Here is a 16652-nt window from a genome sequence, read left to right on the forward strand (position 1 = left end):
CCACATTTGGTGCGTACCCCTGTGGGAGCGAGCCTGCTCGCGATGGCGTCCGAGTGGTCGGACACAGCCCTTCGAAACAATGTGAATCAGGCGTTTTCAGCCTACCTTGTAGGATCCTGCCACAGCTTGGCAGTTGGTGATCAGGGACTCGGCACGTATGATCCTTCACAAACTTCCGCAGATTAGAAGCCTATGTCCCTGATAGTTCTACTGCTTCTGCCTTTTATTGGCAGCTGTCTGGCAGCCTTGCTGCCGCACAACGCGCGTAATACCGAGTCGATACTCGCTGGCCTGGTTGCCTTGATCGGCACCGTCCAGGTGGCGTTGCTGTATCCGCAGATCGCCCACGGTGGCGTGATTTGCGAAGAGTTTTTCTGGCTACCGAGCCTGGGCTTGAATTTCGTCCTGCGCATGGACGGTTTCGCCTGGCTGTTCTCAATGCTGGTGCTGGCCATCGGCACGCTGGTTTCGCTGTACGCGCGGTATTACATGTCGCCGGACGACCCGGTGCCGCGCTTCTTTGCATTTTTCCTGGCGTTCATGGGCGCCATGCTCGGGCTGGTGATCTCCGGCAACCTGATTCAGATGGTGTTTTTCTGGGAGCTGACCAGCCTCTTCTCGTTCCTGTTGATCGGCTATTGGCATCACCGCGCCGACGCTCGCCGTGGTGCCTACATGGCGCTGATGGTGACCGGCGCCGGTGGCTTGTGCCTGCTGGCGGGGGTGATGCTGCTCGGCCATGTCGTGGGCAGCTATGACCTGGACAAGGTCCTGGCCGCCGGCGATCTGATTCGCGCCCATGCGCTGTACCCCATCCTGCTGCCGCTGATCCTGATCGGCGCCTTGAGCAAAAGCGCCCAATTCCCCTTCCACTTCTGGCTTCCCCACGCCATGGCCGCACCGACACCGGTCTCGGCGTACCTGCACTCGGCGACCATGGTCAAGGCCGGGGTTTTCCTGTTGGCACGGCTGTGGCCGTCGCTGTCCGGCAGCGAAGAATGGTTCTACATCGTCAGCGGGGCTGGCGCTTGTACATTGTTGCTCGGCGCTTACTGCGCGATGTTCCAGAACGACCTCAAGGGCCTGCTGGCCTACTCGACCATCAGCCATCTGGGCCTGATCACCCTGTTGCTGGGCCTGAACAGCCCGCTGGCCGCCGTCGCGGCGGTGTTTCATATTCTCAACCACGCGACCTTCAAGGCCTCGCTGTTCATGGCTGCCGGGATCATCGACCACGAAAGCGGCACCCGCGACATTCGCAAGCTCAGCGGCCTGATCAAACTGATCCCGTTCACCGCGACCCTGGCGATGGTCGCCAGTGCCTCGATGGCCGGCGTGCCGTTGCTCAACGGCTTCCTCTCGAAAGAGATGTTCTTCGCCGAAACCGTGTTCATCAATGCCTCGGCCTGGATCGAGACCACCCTGCCGATCGTCGCGACCATCGCCGGTACGTTCAGCGTCGCTTACTCGCTGCGCTTTACCGTAGATGTGTTTTTCGGCCCGACCGCCACCGACCTGCCGCACACCCCGCACGAACCACCGCGCTGGATGCGGGCGCCGGTGGAGTTGCTGGTGTTCACCTGCCTGGTGGTGGGGATCTTCCCGGCCCAGGTGGTCGGCCCGTTACTCGCCGCTGCGGCCCTGCCGGTAGTGGGTGGAACCTTGCCCGAATACAGCCTGGCGATCTGGCACGGCTGGAACGCGCCGATGATCATGAGCCTGATCGCCATGTCCGCCGGTATCGTTGTGTACCTGCTGCTGCGCAATCAGCTCAAACGCGGGCGGTTCAACTACCCGCCGCTCATTGGCCGCCTCAACGGCAAGCGCCTGTTCGAACGCAGCCTGGTGGTGATGATGCGCCTGGCTCGACAGCTTGAGCGGCGGATCAGTACCCAGCGCCTGCAAACCCAATTGTTCCTGCTGGTGCTGGTAGCGGTGTTGGCGGGGTTGATTCCGCTGCTGCACAGCGGCTTGAGCTGGGGCGAGCGGCCGAAGATCCCCGGCTCGATCGTCTTCGTCACGCTCTGGTTGCTGGCGATTGCCTGCGCGCTGGGCGCCGCCTGGCAAGCCAAGTACCACCGGCTCGCGGCCCTGACCATGGTCAGTGTCTGCGGCATGATGACTTGCGTCACCTTCGTCTGGTTCTCGGCGCCGGACCTGGCCCTGACCCAACTGGTGGTCGAGGTGGTGACCACCGTGCTGATCCTGCTGGGCCTGCGTTGGCTGCCGCGACGGATCGAAGAGGTCTCGCCACTGCCCGGCAGTGTATCCAGGGCACGGGTTCGCCGTTTGCGCGACTTGCTGCTGTCGGGCGCGGTCGGCATCGGTATGGCGCTGCTCGCCTACGCCATGTTGACCCGCCAGACACCGAACGATATTTCCTCGTTCTACCTCAGTCGCGCGTTGCCCGAAGGTGGCGGCAGCAACGTGGTGAACGTGATGCTGGTGGACTTCCGCGGCTTCGACACTCTCGGTGAAATCACCGTGCTGGTGGCCGTGGCGCTGGCCGTGTTTGCCCTGCTGCGACGCTTCCGCCCTCCGAAGGAAAGCATGCAGCTACCGGCACAACAGCGCCTGCTGGCACCGGACGTGGTCACCGATCTGGTCAACCCGCGTCACGCCAGCGATACCGCACTGGGCTTCATGATGGTGCCGGCGGTGCTGGTGCGGCTGTTGCTGCCGATTGCAGTGGTGGTGTCGTTCTACCTGTTCATGCGCGGGCACAATCAGCCGGGCGGCGGATTTGTCGCGGGGCTGGTGATGTCGGTGGCGTTCATCCTGCAATACATGGTCGCCGGCACTCAGTGGGTCGAGGCGCAGATGAACCTGCGGCCGGTGCGCTGGATGGGCACCGGGCTGCTCTTCGCCACGCTCACCGGCCTGGGTGCGATGCTCGCCGGTTATCCGTTCCTGACCACCCACACCTGGCATTTCGGATTGCCGTTGCTGGGCGAGATTCATATTGCCAGTGCGCTGGGCTTCGACATCGGCGTGTACGCGGTGGTGGTGGGTTCGACACTGCTGATCCTGACTGCCCTGGCGCACCAATCGGTGCGTGGCCACAAGCCGGGCAGCCAGCCTAAACCCATTGCCAAGCCAGGAGCTGCCTGATGGAAGAAGTCATCGCAATCGCCATCGGCGTACTGGCCGCCTCCGGGGTCTGGCTGGTGCTGCGCCCACGGACCTTTCAGGTGGTAATGGGTCTGTGCCTGCTGTCTTACGGGGTCAACCTGTTCATCTTCAGCATGGGCAGCCTGTTCATCGGCAAGGAGCCGATCATCAAGGACGGCGTACCCCAGGACTTGTTGCATTACACCGATCCGCTGCCCCAGGCGCTGGTACTCACCGCCATCGTCATCAGTTTCGCCATGACCGCACTGTTCCTGGTGGTGCTGTTGGCGTCCCGGGGCCTGACCGGTACCGACCACGTCGATGGCCGGGAGCCTAAAGAATGAGCTGGATGCCCCATCTGATCGCTGCACCGATTCTGCTGCCGTTACTGACGGCGGCGTTGATGTTGATGCTCGGCGAAAAACACCGCCCGCTCAAAGCCCGGATCAACCTGTTCTCCAGCCTGCTGGGCCTGGGGATTTCCGTGCTGTTGCTGCAGTGGACCCAGGCGCAAGGCGTACCCGGTTCCATCGGCGTCTACCTGCCGGGTAACTGGCAGGCCCCCTTCGGCATCGTGCTGGTGGTCGATCGCCTGTCGGCGCTGATGCTGGTGCTGACCGGGATCATCGGCGTCAGCGCCCTGCTGTTCGCCATGGCCCGCTGGGACAGTGCCGGCGCAAGCTTCCACGCGTTGTTCCAGATTCAACTGATGGGCCTCTACGGGGCCTTCCTGACCGCCGACCTGTTCAACCTCTTCGTGTTTTTCGAAGTGCTGCTGGCGGCGTCTTACGGCTTGATGCTGCACGGCTCGGGGCGCGCCCGGGTGTCGTCGGGTCTGCATTATATTTCGATCAACCTGCTGGCCTCGTCGCTGTTCCTGATTGGCGCGGCGCTGATCTATGGCGTCACCGGCACCCTGAACATGGCCGACCTGGCGTTGAAGATCCCGCTGGTGCCGGAAGCCGATCGCGGCTTGCTGCATGCCGGCGCGGCGATTCTGGCCGTGGCCTTCCTGGCCAAGGCCGGGATGTGGCCGCTGAACTTCTGGCTGGCCCCGGCCTACTCCTCGGCCAGTGCCCCGGTGGCGGCGCTGTTCGCGATCATGACCAAGGTCGGCGTCTACACCTTGCTGCGTCTGTGGACCCTGCTGTTCTCCGGCCAGGCCGGTGCGTCGGCATACTTTGGCGGCGACTGGCTGACCTACGGCGGCATGGCGACAATTATCTGCGCGGCGTTGGCGATCCTTGCCACGCAGCGCCTGGAGCGCATGGCCAGCCTGAGCATCATGGTGTCGGCGGGCATCCTGTTGTCGGCCATCGGTTTCGCCCAACCGAGCCTGATCGGCGCTGCGCTGTTCTATCTGGTCAGCTCGACCCTGGCACTCAGCGCGCTGTTCCTGCTGGCAGAGCTGATCGAACGCTCGCGCACCGCCATCGAGATGCCGCTGGACGATGAAATCGAAGCGCTACCGCGACCATCGCAATCTTTACCGCCGACCAAGGGCATCAACCTCGACGACGATCAGAAAGCCGTGGTCGGTCAGGTGATTCCCTGGACCATGGCCTTCCTGGGCTTGAGCTTCATTGCCTGCGCCCTGCTGATCATCGGCATGCCGCCGCTCTCCGGGTTCATCGGCAAGCTCGGCTTGCTCAGCGCCCTGCTCAACCCGCTGGGCCTCGGCACCTCGGGCGAGCAGCCGATATCGAACGCGGCGTGGAGCCTGCTGGCGCTGTTGATCCTGTCCGGGCTGGCCTCGTTGATCGCCTTCTCGCGCTTGGGCATCCAGCGCTTCTGGACGCCCGCAGAACGCCCGTCACCGGTGCTGCGACGTCTGGAATGCGTACCGATCTTTGCCTTGTTGGCCTTGAGCATCGTGTTGACCTTCAAGGCCGAACCGCTGATGCGTTACACCCAGGCGGCCGCCGACACCTTGAACAATCCGCAGCAATACGTGATGGCGGTACTCGGTACCCGCGCCGTACCCAGCCCCGAAGCCAAGGCTGCGATGCAGGAGGTGCAACCATGAAACGTCTGTTCCCTGCCCCCTGGTTGTCGTTGGCCCTTTGGCTGCTGTGGCTGGTGCTGAACCAGTCCATCAGCCCGGGCAACCTGCTACTGGGTGCGATACTGGGTTTTTGCGCACCGCTGATGATGCGCAAGCTGCGACCGCTGCCGATCCGTATTCGTCGTCCCGGAGTAATCCTGCGCCTGATCTTCCTGGTCGGCTGTGACGTGTTGGCGTCCAACCTCGCCGTCGCCTGGGGCGTGCTGAACGCCGGTCGACGGCCGCCACACTCGAAGTTCATCAAGGTGCCGCTGGACCTGCGTGACGCCAACGGCCTCGCGGCGCTGTCGATGATCACCACGGTGATTCCCGGTACGGTCTGGTCGGAGCTGGCACTGGATCGCAGCATTTTGCTGTTGCATGTGTTCGATCTGGATGACGAGGCGCATTTCATCCAGCACTTCAAGGCGACTTATGAGCGCCCCTTGATGGAGATTTTCGAATGAGCGCCCTGCTCTCGAATGCGGTCCTGTTCAGCCTGTTCATTTTCTCGCTGGCGATGGGGCTGACGCTGATTCGCCTGTTCAAAGGTCCGTCGGCACAGGACCGGGTTCTGGCGCTGGATTACCTGTATATCCTCGCCATGCTGATGATGCTGGTGCTGGGCGTCCGCTATGCCAGTGACACCTACTTCGAAGCGGCGCTGCTGATCGCGCTGTTCGGCTTCGTCGGCTCGTTTGCCCTGGCGAAATTCCTGTTGCGTGGCGAGGTGATCGAATGAATGAGCTGGGTCAGTTGTCTTTGTGGGTCGAGATCCCGGTGGCGATCCTGCTGGTGGCCAGCAGTCTGTTCGCGTTGATCGGTGCCATCGGCCTGCTGCGCTTGAAGGACTACTTCCAACGCATGCATCCGCCGGCGTTGGCCTCGACCTTGGGCGCCTGGTGCGTGGCACTGGCGTCGATAATCTTTTTCTCGGCACTCAAGTCGAGTCCGGTGTTGCACGCCTGGCTGATTCCGATACTGCTGTCGATCACCATGCCGGTCACCACCCTGCTGCTGGCGCGTGCGGCGCTATTTCGTAAACGCATGGCCGGGGATGATGTGCCGGCCGAGGTCAGCAGTCGGCGGACAGAAAGTGGTAGCTGAATGCAAAGGGTTGTGGTGAATGGGAAGGCCTCTTCGCGAGCAGGCTCGCTCCCACACTGGATACTGGTGTACACAAGTGTTGTGTTCACTGAAAATCTAATGTGGGAGCGAGCCTGCTCGCGATGGCGATAGCCCGGTCGCCTCAAGCCCACGCAACGGCTAACAACCCCGCTCCCAACACTACACACAGCGGTGAATAGGCCCAGGTGTCGAGGCGCGCGAACTTCGACCCGGCCTGTTCCTTGAAAAAGCCGACCAGGTTCGAATCACCGATCGCGCGGGCAAACATCAGCAAGGCGATTGCACTGATCAACCATTGCAGCGACCAGTGCCCGACTGCCGGCACAAACAGGCCAACTCTCAGGCACACCATCAAGGCTATCAGCAACAATCCGACAGCCACTGCCAGGGTTCCCAATGCAGAAGGTTTGAAAGCCGGCCGCAGCCCTTCCTCCGCACCGTCTTGTATCTGAGGTACCGCAGCGTCACTGGCCCAACGACCGCCGAGCGCCCAGTACAAATGAATCAGGCTGATCAGCACAAACGCGGCGACGATCCATTGGGCAAGCACAAACGTCATGAGCGGGGTTCCTGGAATCAATGGCTGAAGCAACAGCCTAGACCAGAGTTTTTGTCAGTGCGTTGTTCCATGGCAATGTTGCAGTCACACCCCATGAAATTCGCCTGAACGCTGCCCCCTTCATTGATCGATTCGCTGCCCTACAGACTGGCAGAGACCTTGTCTGCGACATCCTTGGGCAACCACGCCCGCCAGACATCCGGGTGCGCCTTCATGAAGGCTTCGGCCGCCTGGCGCGGCGCTGTATGTTTCTCGCTGATTTCGGCCAGGGCTTTGTTCAACGGCCCGATAGGCAGGTCGACCTTGCTGAAAAACTCGGTCACCTGCGGATACTGTTTCTGGAACGGCGCGGATACCCCAATCGACAGTTTCGAGGGCAGCGAGCGTGTTGGTTTCGGATTGGGGTTATCGGCATCGGTCAGGGTCTTCCAGGCCTCGGCATCGAACGGCGGCTCTTCCAGCTGAATCAGCTTGAAGCGTCCGAGCAATGGCGTTGGCGACCAGTAATAAAACAGCACCGGCTTGCCACGGCGAATGGACGAGGTGATCTCCGCGTCCAGCGCCGCACCGGAACCGCTGCGAAAATTCACATAGCTGTCCGTCAGGCCATAGGCCTTGAGCTTCTGCTTGTTGACCACTTCCGAGGTCCAGCCGATCGGGCTATTGAGAAAACGTCCCTTGCCGGGGCTTTCCGGATCGCTGAAGACATCCTTGTAGCGCGGCAGGTCCGACACGCTGCGCAAGTCCGGCGCCAATGGCTTGATGCCTTTGGCCGGATCGCCCTTGATCACGTATTCCGGCACCCACCAGCCTTCGGTTGCGCCTTTGACCGTATCGCCGATACTCGCCACCTTGCCTTCAGCCTCGGCCTTGACCCAGACCGGACTGCGACCGGCCCACTCTTCGCCAATGACCTGAATGTCATTGTTGGCCAGCGCGGTTTCCAGGGTGATGGTGGTGCCCGGCAAGGTATCGGTCGGCAGGCCGTAACCTTTCTCGACAATGATCCGCAATATGTCGGTGATCAGACTACCGCTTTCCCAGTTCAGGTCGGCGAAGTGGATCGGCGCCGGGGCGGCCATTACGGTCACGGGCGACACCAACAGACCAACAGTGGTTAGCAGACTTCCCAGCAGCAGACGAAAACCTTTCATGCGTTACACCTCGTGCTGTTCACAGCCATGGCAGGACGGCTTTGTGCGCAAAGGCCGCGCACCTGCGAATACTCAGTCAACTGACTGTAGTAGAGGTTTGTGCGTTCGAGGTCCAACGATCAACTTTCAGAAGAGTCCTGCAAGTGCTGCAACTCCCTTCGCACCATGCTGGCGTACTCCGCCGGACGCAAGGTGTAGATCTGTGATGCCACCCAGCTTAGCCAGGCGCCCTGCAGAACAGCCTTCTGAGCGAACAGGCGCTGGGCTTGTGCACGAGCACTGTCGAGGTTTTGCTCATGGAAGTCGGCCCGGGACAGGCTCATTTATTCGCTGGCCTTGAACGTCGTGAGCTCGCCTTTGCGCCACTTGGCAGCTTTGCCGGTCACCGCTTTCAAGGTTTTGGTCAGGCCTTCCTGCAGCTGTTGGTGAGCGGCAAACACTGTCACTACGCTATGGCCTTCCTTGAACAGAATGGCGTGGCCATCTGCCGTGGTCACAAATGCGTAATCACCGAGGCCGTAGACCGTCAGTTTGATCTCGCGAAACTTGATTTCGAATTTGCCACCTTCGCGACTCGGCAATACCGCTGCGCGGAAATGATCGCCGACCTTGAGTTCCAAGCGAGGCTTGTCATCCACCACCAGTGCCGACTCGGTGTCGATCTCGGCGACGTAAATACCTTCAGGGGTCTGTTCGGTGATGTAAACGAAACGTGATTGAAACTGCTTGACCAGCTTTGCGCGCAGATCACCCAGCACGAACAAAGCATGCATATCGAGATTACTTACTGCCAAGGAAACATCCCCACATCTGAAAATGACGCTACCCGCAGAAAAAACAGGCAGCAGAAAAACGGTCATACCGAAAATATCGCAACGATGGCCCCAGCTGAAATCGTGAAGCGAGCAGAAAGCTCCTTCATCGCAGGGTAGGAAAAGACTACTGGAATGCCCATCCTCCCGTCTTCCCTGGCGGTCGTCAGATGCTGAAGGAAATCGCCCTTCTAACGGCCAGAGAATACTGGACTATCTACTTTAGGGAGAAAACTCTTTAAAAAAAGCACTTTTCTGACATATCGCCAGAAAAAAATTGCTTTAGATAGGCATGAGCCTCCAACCCGTGGAGGCGATTCTAGAGCAGCCATGCGCCCCTAGACTACCTAAAGCGACGTGTATCCGTCGGCAAACCATAGAAAAGGAATTCATATGAGCACGCTGACCCTCCCTGACCAGCACGCAAACACCCCGACCTATAGCCCTCACCTGCGTTATCAGGTGGTTCTGGCGGGTAACCGCTTTTTCCATATCAAAGAAACGGCAACGGGTCGTGTAAGAGGTTTCCGTGGCGACCACAACGAAGCCTGCGCTCTCGCCAGAAACCTCGAAACCTCGAAACCCACCTCTGACACACCCGATTGCGTTTGCCTGCGCTGTCGTTTCGTCACACCGATGACTTAACTGCGCCGCAGGCAAGCAACAACTGCCATACTGCCCGACCATTGAAACTCGGCCCCCTCGGCGGACTGCGTTGAAAACAACAGAATAATTTCCAAGGGAAGGCGTACGTGACGGAATTTGATATCGGCGATTTTTTTATTTGGGGCGAAGCCAGAGACGTCGATGGCGAATTCCAGGCGGTGATTGTCATGCGCGCCAAGCCGCCGCTGGCCACCGTGACTTACCACCAGGTCGAAAAAGACCGCTGGTTCAAGACCAAAGACGTCGCCGCAGCGGCGGCCATGGAATCTGCCAAGGCGCTGAAGCTTGCCGTTGACGGAGGCGCATTGAAAGCCTGATCGACAGGTCGCGACTTGAGCAGACTCATTAGCGAAAACGATTTAATGCAGGCTGTCGGGCTTTTCGGCGTTCAGTTGCGCCAACCAGGCAGCCTTGCATTCCTCGGCCTCATTACGGCTCGAGAATGCAGTGCCACGTTGTTCGCCATTGAGCAAGACGACCCAGCACACGCTTTGCCCCACCGCCCGCAATCCGGCAGGCACGCCACTGCCAATCATCACCGCCACATCGACTTTGCTTTGCATGAGAGCACCTCGGATTTTTTCATTAGCTTCCTAACAATATAGAAATATTAATGAGTCCCGCTCGCTGGAAATAGCCGCCTGCCTGCACAATTTCCTTGCATTACCGGTAACAATCGCGTGTTCCCAGGACCAGCCTTAACGTGGGTTTTCAGGCTTGTAACCTAAGCGTAATCCACCCCAATGCCGCCCTTTGAGCATGATCGGAACCGACAGGTCATGCATCAATTCGCCCGTATCACGAGTATAGGTCTGAAGTAGTACAGGCTGTTGATGGCTGCCACAACGGATACCGGTACGGTCGCTGAATTTGCGTTTGGTGCGGTTCTGCAACGTGTCGACCTGTACGTCGCCGGTCAGCGGCTGACTGAAGACCGCATTGTGCGTCGGTACGTAGCCTTGCTGGGTGCAGGCGATCGCAAACACCAGACCCTCATGCCGCTTGAGCAAGGGTTCCTGTATCCCCGGCAGCACCTGATCGGCGTAGCGATCAAAACGGGTCTGGAACTTGGTGGGCGCCGTGTTGGGAATTGCCTGATAGTTGCGGTCGAACAGGTCCTCCAGACTGACGCGTCCTTGATCAATGTCCTGCGTGAAACGCTCAGCGATCTGACTGGCACCTTCGCGTGCCAGGTCATAGATCCGTTGGTGGTAGTCGTCCAGTCCGACTTCCGCGAGGCGTTCGCTGATGGTCTCGGCCTGCCCCTCCATTTGCACCGCCGCTTGCGCCAGGTGCCGGGTTTGCTGATCACTGACTGCCAGATCGCTGCGCATCTGTTCGATGGCATGAAACAGGCTGTCCAGTTGTTGGTGATTGTTACTTGAACCACTGGCGATCTCACCGACCTGGGCTTCAACCCCGGCGGCCAGTCGGGCGATGTGTTGCAATTGTTGCCCGGTGTGCTCGACTTGCTCGACACCGTTGTTCAAGTCACCGGACAGCTGACGGATCTGCTCGACCACCTGCGCGGTGCGCTGCTGGATGTCGGCCACCATCAACCCGACCTCCCCCGTTGCGGCTGCAGTGCGCCCGGCCAGCCCGCGGACTTCATCGGCAACCACTGCAAAGCCACGACCATGTTCCCCGGCCCGCGCCGCTTCAATCGCCGCGTTCAGTGCCAACAGATTGGTCTGGCTGGCGATCGTCTGAATCACCAGCGTCACTCGCTGGATGTCTTCACTGCGCACACTCAGGGCTTCGATCAGCTCTCGACTGTCGTTGGCACGCACACTGAGTTGATGCATCCGCGTGATGGATTCGGCCAGCACGGTGCTCCCCAGGACGCTGCTTTGGTGGGCTTCGCTGGCGGCACTCAAGGCTTGCTGGCTGAGTTGTGAAGTCGCCTTCTCGGTCCCGATCATGACTTCGGCGCTGCTGACGATCTGCGCGGCAGCATCGAGTTGCGACTGCAGTTTGCCGGCCAATTGCTTGACCGAATAGGCCACGCCAGCGGCAGACAATGCGTTATGACTGGTCGAATAAGAAAGATCGCGGGTCAGTTCGATGATCGCACTGGACGTGTCGGCGACGGGAACGTCGACGGTTGCCCGCGAACGCAGGCGGGGCAGCCAGATAATCAGCACCGCCACCGGTAAACAGAGGTAAAGCGACCAGCCGCCGAGTGCCAAGGCGCACAGCAACAGCATCAAGGCGACGCTTTGCAGCGCAGGCGCCAACCAGCGCGCATCAGTCTTGGGTGAAATCCGCGATTGCGCTGCTGCGCCAGCCAAAGATCCGTCGCGTGCCATGTTCGTTACCCCCACTGCGTCTTCTATTTGTTGTGTCAGCATTAAGCGCCACTAGAAGGCCATTATCTATGGTCCATTAGTCGTGGTGCTTGCAGCAGATCAATAGAAGTGCGGGGATATTTTCCAGGCAGCAAAAAGCTTCGCGGGCAAGCCCGCTTCCACAGGTGAAGTGTGACCTGTGGAAGCGGGCTTGCCCGCGAATGGGCGCTACTGAATCAGGCCTGACGCTGGTGCTTGTCGATTTGCTCGTGACGCTCTTGAGCTTCGATGCAGTACTTGGTGGTCGGGCTGATCAGCAGGCGTTTCAGGCCGATTGGCTCGCCGCTGTCGTCGCACCAGCCGAAGGTATCGTCGCTGATACGTTCCAGCGCTCTTTCCAGCTGAGGCAGCATGCGCTGATCGCGATCAATGGCGTTGACCAGCCAGGTGCGCTCTTCTTCGACCGAAGCCGCGTCAGCCGGGTCAGCCGGGGTATCCAGGCTTTCAATGGCGATGCGGTTCTGTTCGATGCGCTCGTGGGTTTCCACTTTCATGGCTTGCAGCAGCTCGGTGAAAAAAGCCTGTTGCTCGGCATTCATGTAGTCATCCGCCGGCATGGCCAGCAACTTTTCCTTTGTCATTGATTTCTCTATAAAAAATACGTGCATTAAGGCGAATCAGGGAGCTTTCCGGTCGACCTGCAAGGCCTCGGAAAGGCGCCGTACATTCCAAGCGCCACCCGGCACTCAATTTACGAGGGGCGGCAGTCTAAGGCCGACTTGCAACCTCAGCAACTGAAAAGACAGGGAATTTGTCCGATAAAGCCCTTAAATTGCTCTCTGGCAAGCTTTGAGGCGGTTATCGGAGTGCGTTTATAGCAAGAAATTCAATCGAGCGGCTGTATATAGAAGACAAACGGCTACGCCACGCAGGTGAGCACCGCAAAAAGTGCCTTTAGAACACGGTTTCGACTTTTATCCCGCCGATCACCGCCAAATTGTTGTTAAGGTTTTTTCAGTGCGAGATGTGGGTATTGCGAAGTACAACAGTTGGACACCGGACCTGTGGGAGCAAGCTTGCTCCCACACAAGCATTGCTCCCATGGAGGGGCAGCTCAGCGCTTGAGTTTGCGCTTGTTGCGGTATTGGTCGATGACCACCGCGACCACGATGATCAGGCCTTTGATGATGTCCTGGATGTAGGCGTCGACGCCGACGAAGGTGAAGCCGCTGGCCATTACCCCGAGGATCAGCGCGCCGATCACCGTGCCGGTAATGCGCCCCACGCCACCCGCCAGGCTGGTACCGCCGATCACCGCTGCGGCAATCGCGTCCAGCTCATACGACATGCCCATCCCGGCCTGTCCGGTTGCGGCACGGGCCGACGCTACCACGCCCGCCAGCCCCGCCAGCAACCCGGCGATGCTGTAGACGATCACCAGATGGCGTTTGACGTTGATCCCGGAGGTGCGCGCCGCCTGCATGTTGCCGCCGATGGCGTAGGTGTATTTACCGTACTTGGTGTAGCGCAAGGCGATGTGGAAGATCACCGCCACCACCAGAAAGATGATCACCGGCATCGCGCCGTGGCCGATGGCCGTGTAGGAATCCGAGAGCATGCTCACCGGCTGGCCTTCGGTGTAGTAACGCGCCAGGCCACGAGCCGAAACCATCATGCCCAAGGTGGCAATGAACGGTGGAATACCGGTGACGGCGATGATGCTGCCGTTGATTGCTCCCGCCAGCAGCCCGACCCCGAGCCCGGCAATCACCGGAATCCACACTGGCAAGTCGGTCAACGACGGAAACACCGCCCGGGCGAAATCCGAAGTCTGCGCCAGGCTGGCGGCGATCATTGCCGATAAGGCCAGCACCGAGCCCGACGACAGGTCGATGCCGGTGGTGATGATCACCTGGGTCACGCCAATCGCCAGCAGGCCGATAATCGACACTTGCAGGATCATCAGGACCAAGCGCTGGGAGTTCATCAAAAAGCTCTGGTCGCGCACGATCCAGCCGAACACTTCAAACACCAGGCCAATGCCGATCAGCACCAAAAAAATACTCAGCTCGGTCGGTAAACGCCGACGACTCTTGACCGGTGCCATTGCAGGCTTGTTTTCCAGTATCGCGTTCATAACCACTCACCCTTCAAATGAAATCCGGCATCGAATAGAGACCTGTGGCGAGGGAGCTTGCTCCCGTTCGAGTGCGTAGCGCTCGCCAGATCTACGGTATATCCGAGACATTGGGGCCGCTCCGCAGCCCAGCGGGAGCAAGCTCCCTCGCCACAGATACGGCGTTCACCCTTGACTCAATGGCGTAGAGACATGCCCGAGGCGAGTTGCATGACCCGCTCCTGGGTCGCCTCGCTGCGGTCGAGGGTGCCCATCAGGTCGCCCTCGTGCATGACCATCACCCGATCGCTCATGCCGAGTACTTCCGGCAGCTCCGACGAAATCATGATCACCGCCATGCCTTCGCTGGCGAGATAGGAGATCAGTCGGTAAATCTCGGCTTTGGCACCGACATCGATGCCGCGGGTCGGCTCGTCGAGAATCAGGATGCGCGGGTTGGTCATCAGCCAACGGGCGAGCAAGGCTTTTTGCTGGTTGCCGCCGGACAAGGTGTCGATGCACTGTTCCAGCGACGGGGTTTTCACCCGCAGCTTCTTGCACATGTCTTCGCACAGGGCGCGCAAGGCTTTCTGCTGGATAAAACCATTGCCGACGTAATGCGGCAGCACCGCCATTTCCATGTTTTCCAGGACCGACAGACACGGGAACAGGCCGCTGAGCTTGCGATCCTCGGTCAGCAACGCAAAGCCCTTCTCGATGGCCATGTGCGGATCGCTGATACGCACCGGTTGGCCGTCGAGACAAATTTCACCGCCGTCGCTTGGGGTTATGCCGAAAATCGCTTCGGCGACGTTGGTCCGGCCCGAGCCCATCAGTCCGGCGATGCCGAGGATCTCGCCAGCATGCAGGTCGAAGGAAACCCCCTTGAAAACACCGTCCAGACGCAGGTCACGCACCGACATCAACACATCGCCAATCGGCTTCTCGCGCACCGGGAACAACTGGCTCAGTTCACGCCCGACCATCATCGAGATCAGGCTATCGCCGTCCATGCTGTCGGCCCGTTGCAGGCCAATATAAGCACCGTCACGGAACACCGCGACTTCGTCGGCGATGCTGAACACCTCGTTCATCTTGTGGGTGATATAGATGATGCCCTTACCCTGGGCCTTGAGGTCGGCAATGATCGAGAACAGGTGGGCGACCTCCTTGTCGGTAATCGCCGAGGTCGGTTCGTCCATGATCAGGATGTCCGAGTCGTAGGACACTGCTTTGGCGATCTCGACCATCTGCCGCTCGGCGATGCTCAAGTTGCCGACCTGTTCTTCCGGGTCGAGGTTGATCCGCAGTCGCTTCAGCAATTGCGCGGTGCAGCGGTGCATTTCCCGGTGGTCGATCATGTGGAAACCGTTGAGCTGCTCGCGACCGATCCAGATGTTCTCGGCGATGCTCATGTGCGGCATCAGGTTGAGTTCCTGGTGGATCATCGCGATCCCGGCCTGCAAGGCTGCCAGCGGTGTATCGAAGGTCACCGGTTTACCGCGTAGACGCAGCTCACCGGCGTCCGGCTGATAGATGCCGGCGATGATTTTCATCAGGGTGGATTTGCCGGCGCCATTCTCGCCCATCAACGCCAGCACCGAACCCGGACGCACCCGCAGCTGGACATCGGACAAGGCCACCACACCGGGAAAACCCTTGCTGACGTTGACGATCTCCAGCAGGTACGGCTCATCGACAGGTACGGCGTTTGGCTGGACACCCACCAACGGGATGCTCGAAGCAGTCGCTGAAGCGAACATGATCAGGTACTCCATCAGCAAGGTTGGCAATGCCACCTTGCGTGCTTATTGTTGTTTTTGAACGGACTGACTATTTGAACTGATCAACGTTTTCCGGAGTGATCAAGCGATACGGCACCCACACGGCTTGCTCGACCGGTTCGTTCCTGGCCATCTTCACGGCGGCGTCGATGGAGTCGACAGCCTGGCCATTGGCGTCCTGGAACACCGAGACCGCCAGATCGCCTTTCTTCACGGCGCGCAGGCCGTCGGGAGTACCGTCGACACCGGCGATCAACACACTACCCTTTTCCACGCCGGCCTGTTTCAAGGCCATGGCCGCGCCGATGGCCATCTCATCGTTATTGGAGACGATGGCGTCGAATTTGCGGCCCTGGGTCAGCCAGTCGTTGACCAGCGTCATGCCTTTATCACGCGACCAGGTACCGGTCTGTTCCTGGTCGATCTTGATGCCCGGGTATTTGGCCAGCACCTCTTTGACGCCTTTGGTGCGGTTGGTGGTGGAGTTGTTGGCGAGGTCGCCGAGCAGGATCACGATGTCACCCTTGCCTTTCATTTTTTCGGCGAGGTACTGCATCTGCATCTGGCCGGCTTCCAGATCATTGGAGGCCACGGTAATCACGCCTTTGGGCAGGTTCAGGTCATCCGGACGACGGTTGACGTAGACCAGCGGAATCCCGGCCTTGACCGCCGCTTCGGTGATTTTTCTGGTCGCGGCGGTATCCACCGGATTCACCACGATGGCGTCGACTTTCTGGCTGATGAAACTTTCGACCTGGCTCAGTTGCTTGACCACGTCGCTGCGGGCGTCTTCGAACTGCAGTTTGACGCCATCGGGCATGGACTTGGCTTGCTTGTCCATGGATTCGCGCAAGTAGGTCAACCAGGTGTCATCGAACTGGGACATGCTGACGCCAATCCTCAGGTCAGCGAGTGCAGCGCCGCTGGCAAGCATCAGGGACAGGGCAAGCGAGGCGAAACGGATCTTGGTCTTCATGAAAAGTCTTTCTC

The 16652-nt window shown here is 59.7% G+C and carries 19 protein-coding genes; 9 read left to right on the plus strand and 10 right to left on the minus strand.

Annotated elements, in window-relative coordinates; translation table 11 throughout:
* Window positions 1–192 precede the first annotated feature (192 nt).
* The 6 genes from AC1DHT_RS12530 to AC1DHT_RS12555 are packed head-to-tail and all read left to right on the plus strand — an operon-like array spanning window position 193 to window position 6262.
* The gene (locus AC1DHT_RS12530) at window positions 193–3111 is read left to right on the plus strand and encodes a monovalent cation/H+ antiporter subunit A (protein WP_442114517.1); all 2919 of its coding nucleotides are present in this window, start codon (window positions 193–195) and stop codon (window positions 3109–3111) included.
* Window positions 3111–3455 (plus strand): Na+/H+ antiporter subunit C, encoded by a 345-nt coding sequence (locus AC1DHT_RS12535; RefSeq protein WP_003202835.1) that lies wholly within the window; start codon window positions 3111–3113, stop codon window positions 3453–3455. Before AC1DHT_RS12530 ends, AC1DHT_RS12535 begins: the two co-directional genes overlap by 1 nt.
* Window positions 3452–5137: a monovalent cation/H+ antiporter subunit D gene (locus AC1DHT_RS12540; protein ID WP_427536540.1), complete on the plus strand. Its 1686-nt coding sequence runs from the start codon at window positions 3452–3454 to the stop codon at window positions 5135–5137. Before AC1DHT_RS12535 ends, AC1DHT_RS12540 begins: the two co-directional genes overlap by 4 nt.
* Window positions 5134–5622, plus strand: coding sequence for a Na+/H+ antiporter subunit E (locus AC1DHT_RS12545; protein ID WP_347929634.1), 489 nt, complete (start codon window positions 5134–5136; stop codon window positions 5620–5622). Before AC1DHT_RS12540 ends, AC1DHT_RS12545 begins: the two co-directional genes overlap by 4 nt.
* Window positions 5619–5897, plus strand: coding sequence for a K+/H+ antiporter subunit F (locus AC1DHT_RS12550; protein ID WP_019690998.1), 279 nt, complete (start codon window positions 5619–5621; stop codon window positions 5895–5897). The genes AC1DHT_RS12545 and AC1DHT_RS12550 overlap by 4 nt, the downstream gene beginning before the upstream one ends.
* The gene (locus tag AC1DHT_RS12555; protein WP_427536538.1) at window positions 5894–6262 is read left to right on the plus strand and encodes a Na+/H+ antiporter subunit G; all 369 of its coding nucleotides are present in this window, start codon (window positions 5894–5896) and stop codon (window positions 6260–6262) included. Before AC1DHT_RS12550 ends, AC1DHT_RS12555 begins: the two co-directional genes overlap by 4 nt.
* A gap of 142 nt (window positions 6263–6404) precedes the next feature.
* Here AC1DHT_RS12555 and AC1DHT_RS12560 read toward each other — a convergent pair whose 3' ends face one another.
* The 4 genes from AC1DHT_RS12560 to AC1DHT_RS12575 all read right to left on the minus strand — a co-directional run bounded on the left by AC1DHT_RS12560 (window position 6405) and on the right by AC1DHT_RS12575 (window position 8790).
* Entirely contained in the window at window positions 6405–6842 is a 438-nt protein-coding gene (locus AC1DHT_RS12560) for a DUF3995 domain-containing protein (protein WP_427536536.1), read from the minus strand.
* 140 nt (window positions 6843–6982) lie between these two features.
* Complete coding sequence (locus AC1DHT_RS12565) at window positions 6983–7996, minus strand: ABC transporter substrate-binding protein (RefSeq protein WP_427536534.1); 1014 nt, start codon at window positions 7994–7996, stop codon at window positions 6983–6985.
* A gap of 119 nt (window positions 7997–8115) precedes the next feature.
* The gene (locus AC1DHT_RS12570) at window positions 8116–8319 is read right to left on the minus strand and encodes a hypothetical protein (protein WP_123583364.1); all 204 of its coding nucleotides are present in this window, start codon (window positions 8317–8319) and stop codon (window positions 8116–8118) included.
* The gene (locus AC1DHT_RS12575) at window positions 8320–8790 is read right to left on the minus strand and encodes a hypothetical protein (protein ID WP_371922481.1); all 471 of its coding nucleotides are present in this window, start codon (window positions 8788–8790) and stop codon (window positions 8320–8322) included.
* Between AC1DHT_RS12575 and AC1DHT_RS12580 the strand changes: the two genes are divergently transcribed.
* From AC1DHT_RS12580 to AC1DHT_RS12590, 3 genes are all read left to right on the plus strand, one after another.
* Window positions 8764–8928, plus strand: coding sequence for a hypothetical protein (locus AC1DHT_RS12580; RefSeq protein WP_427536651.1), 165 nt, complete (start codon window positions 8764–8766; stop codon window positions 8926–8928). The genes AC1DHT_RS12575 and AC1DHT_RS12580 overlap by 27 nt on opposite strands.
* Window positions 8929–9201: 273 nt before the next feature.
* The gene (locus AC1DHT_RS12585) at window positions 9202–9453 is read left to right on the plus strand and encodes a hypothetical protein (RefSeq protein WP_427536532.1); all 252 of its coding nucleotides are present in this window, start codon (window positions 9202–9204) and stop codon (window positions 9451–9453) included.
* A 107-nt stretch (window positions 9454–9560) separates the two neighbouring features.
* A complete protein-coding gene (locus AC1DHT_RS12590) occupies window positions 9561–9791 on the plus strand; it encodes a hypothetical protein (RefSeq protein ID WP_427536530.1) in 231 nt (76 codons plus the stop codon).
* A 42-nt stretch (window positions 9792–9833) separates the two neighbouring features.
* Here AC1DHT_RS12590 and AC1DHT_RS12595 read toward each other — a convergent pair whose 3' ends face one another.
* From AC1DHT_RS12595 to AC1DHT_RS12620, 6 genes are all read right to left on the minus strand, one after another.
* Window positions 9834–10037 (minus strand): hypothetical protein, encoded by a 204-nt coding sequence (locus tag AC1DHT_RS12595; RefSeq protein WP_019691007.1) that lies wholly within the window; start codon window positions 10035–10037, stop codon window positions 9834–9836.
* Between the two features lie 135 nt (window positions 10038–10172).
* On the minus strand, window positions 10173–11825 hold the full coding sequence (locus AC1DHT_RS12600) for a methyl-accepting chemotaxis protein (protein WP_442114518.1): 1653 nt from the start codon (window positions 11823–11825) through the stop codon (window positions 10173–10175).
* A gap of 173 nt (window positions 11826–11998) precedes the next feature.
* Entirely contained in the window at window positions 11999–12403 is a 405-nt protein-coding gene (locus AC1DHT_RS12605) for a TraR/DksA family transcriptional regulator (protein ID WP_427536527.1), read from the minus strand.
* A 473-nt stretch (window positions 12404–12876) separates the two neighbouring features.
* Window positions 12877–13899 (minus strand): ABC transporter permease, encoded by a 1023-nt coding sequence (locus AC1DHT_RS12610; protein WP_216744252.1) that lies wholly within the window; start codon window positions 13897–13899, stop codon window positions 12877–12879.
* Window positions 13900–14075: 176 nt separating this feature from the next.
* Complete coding sequence (locus tag AC1DHT_RS12615) at window positions 14076–15641, minus strand: sugar ABC transporter ATP-binding protein (RefSeq protein ID WP_427536525.1); 1566 nt, start codon at window positions 15639–15641, stop codon at window positions 14076–14078.
* Window positions 15642–15711: 70 nt separating this feature from the next.
* Complete coding sequence (locus tag AC1DHT_RS12620; protein WP_427536523.1) at window positions 15712–16638, minus strand: sugar ABC transporter substrate-binding protein; 927 nt, start codon at window positions 16636–16638, stop codon at window positions 15712–15714.
* Window positions 16639–16652: the final 14 nt, after the last annotated feature.

The organism is Pseudomonas sp. 05N432, assembly GCF_056396945.1.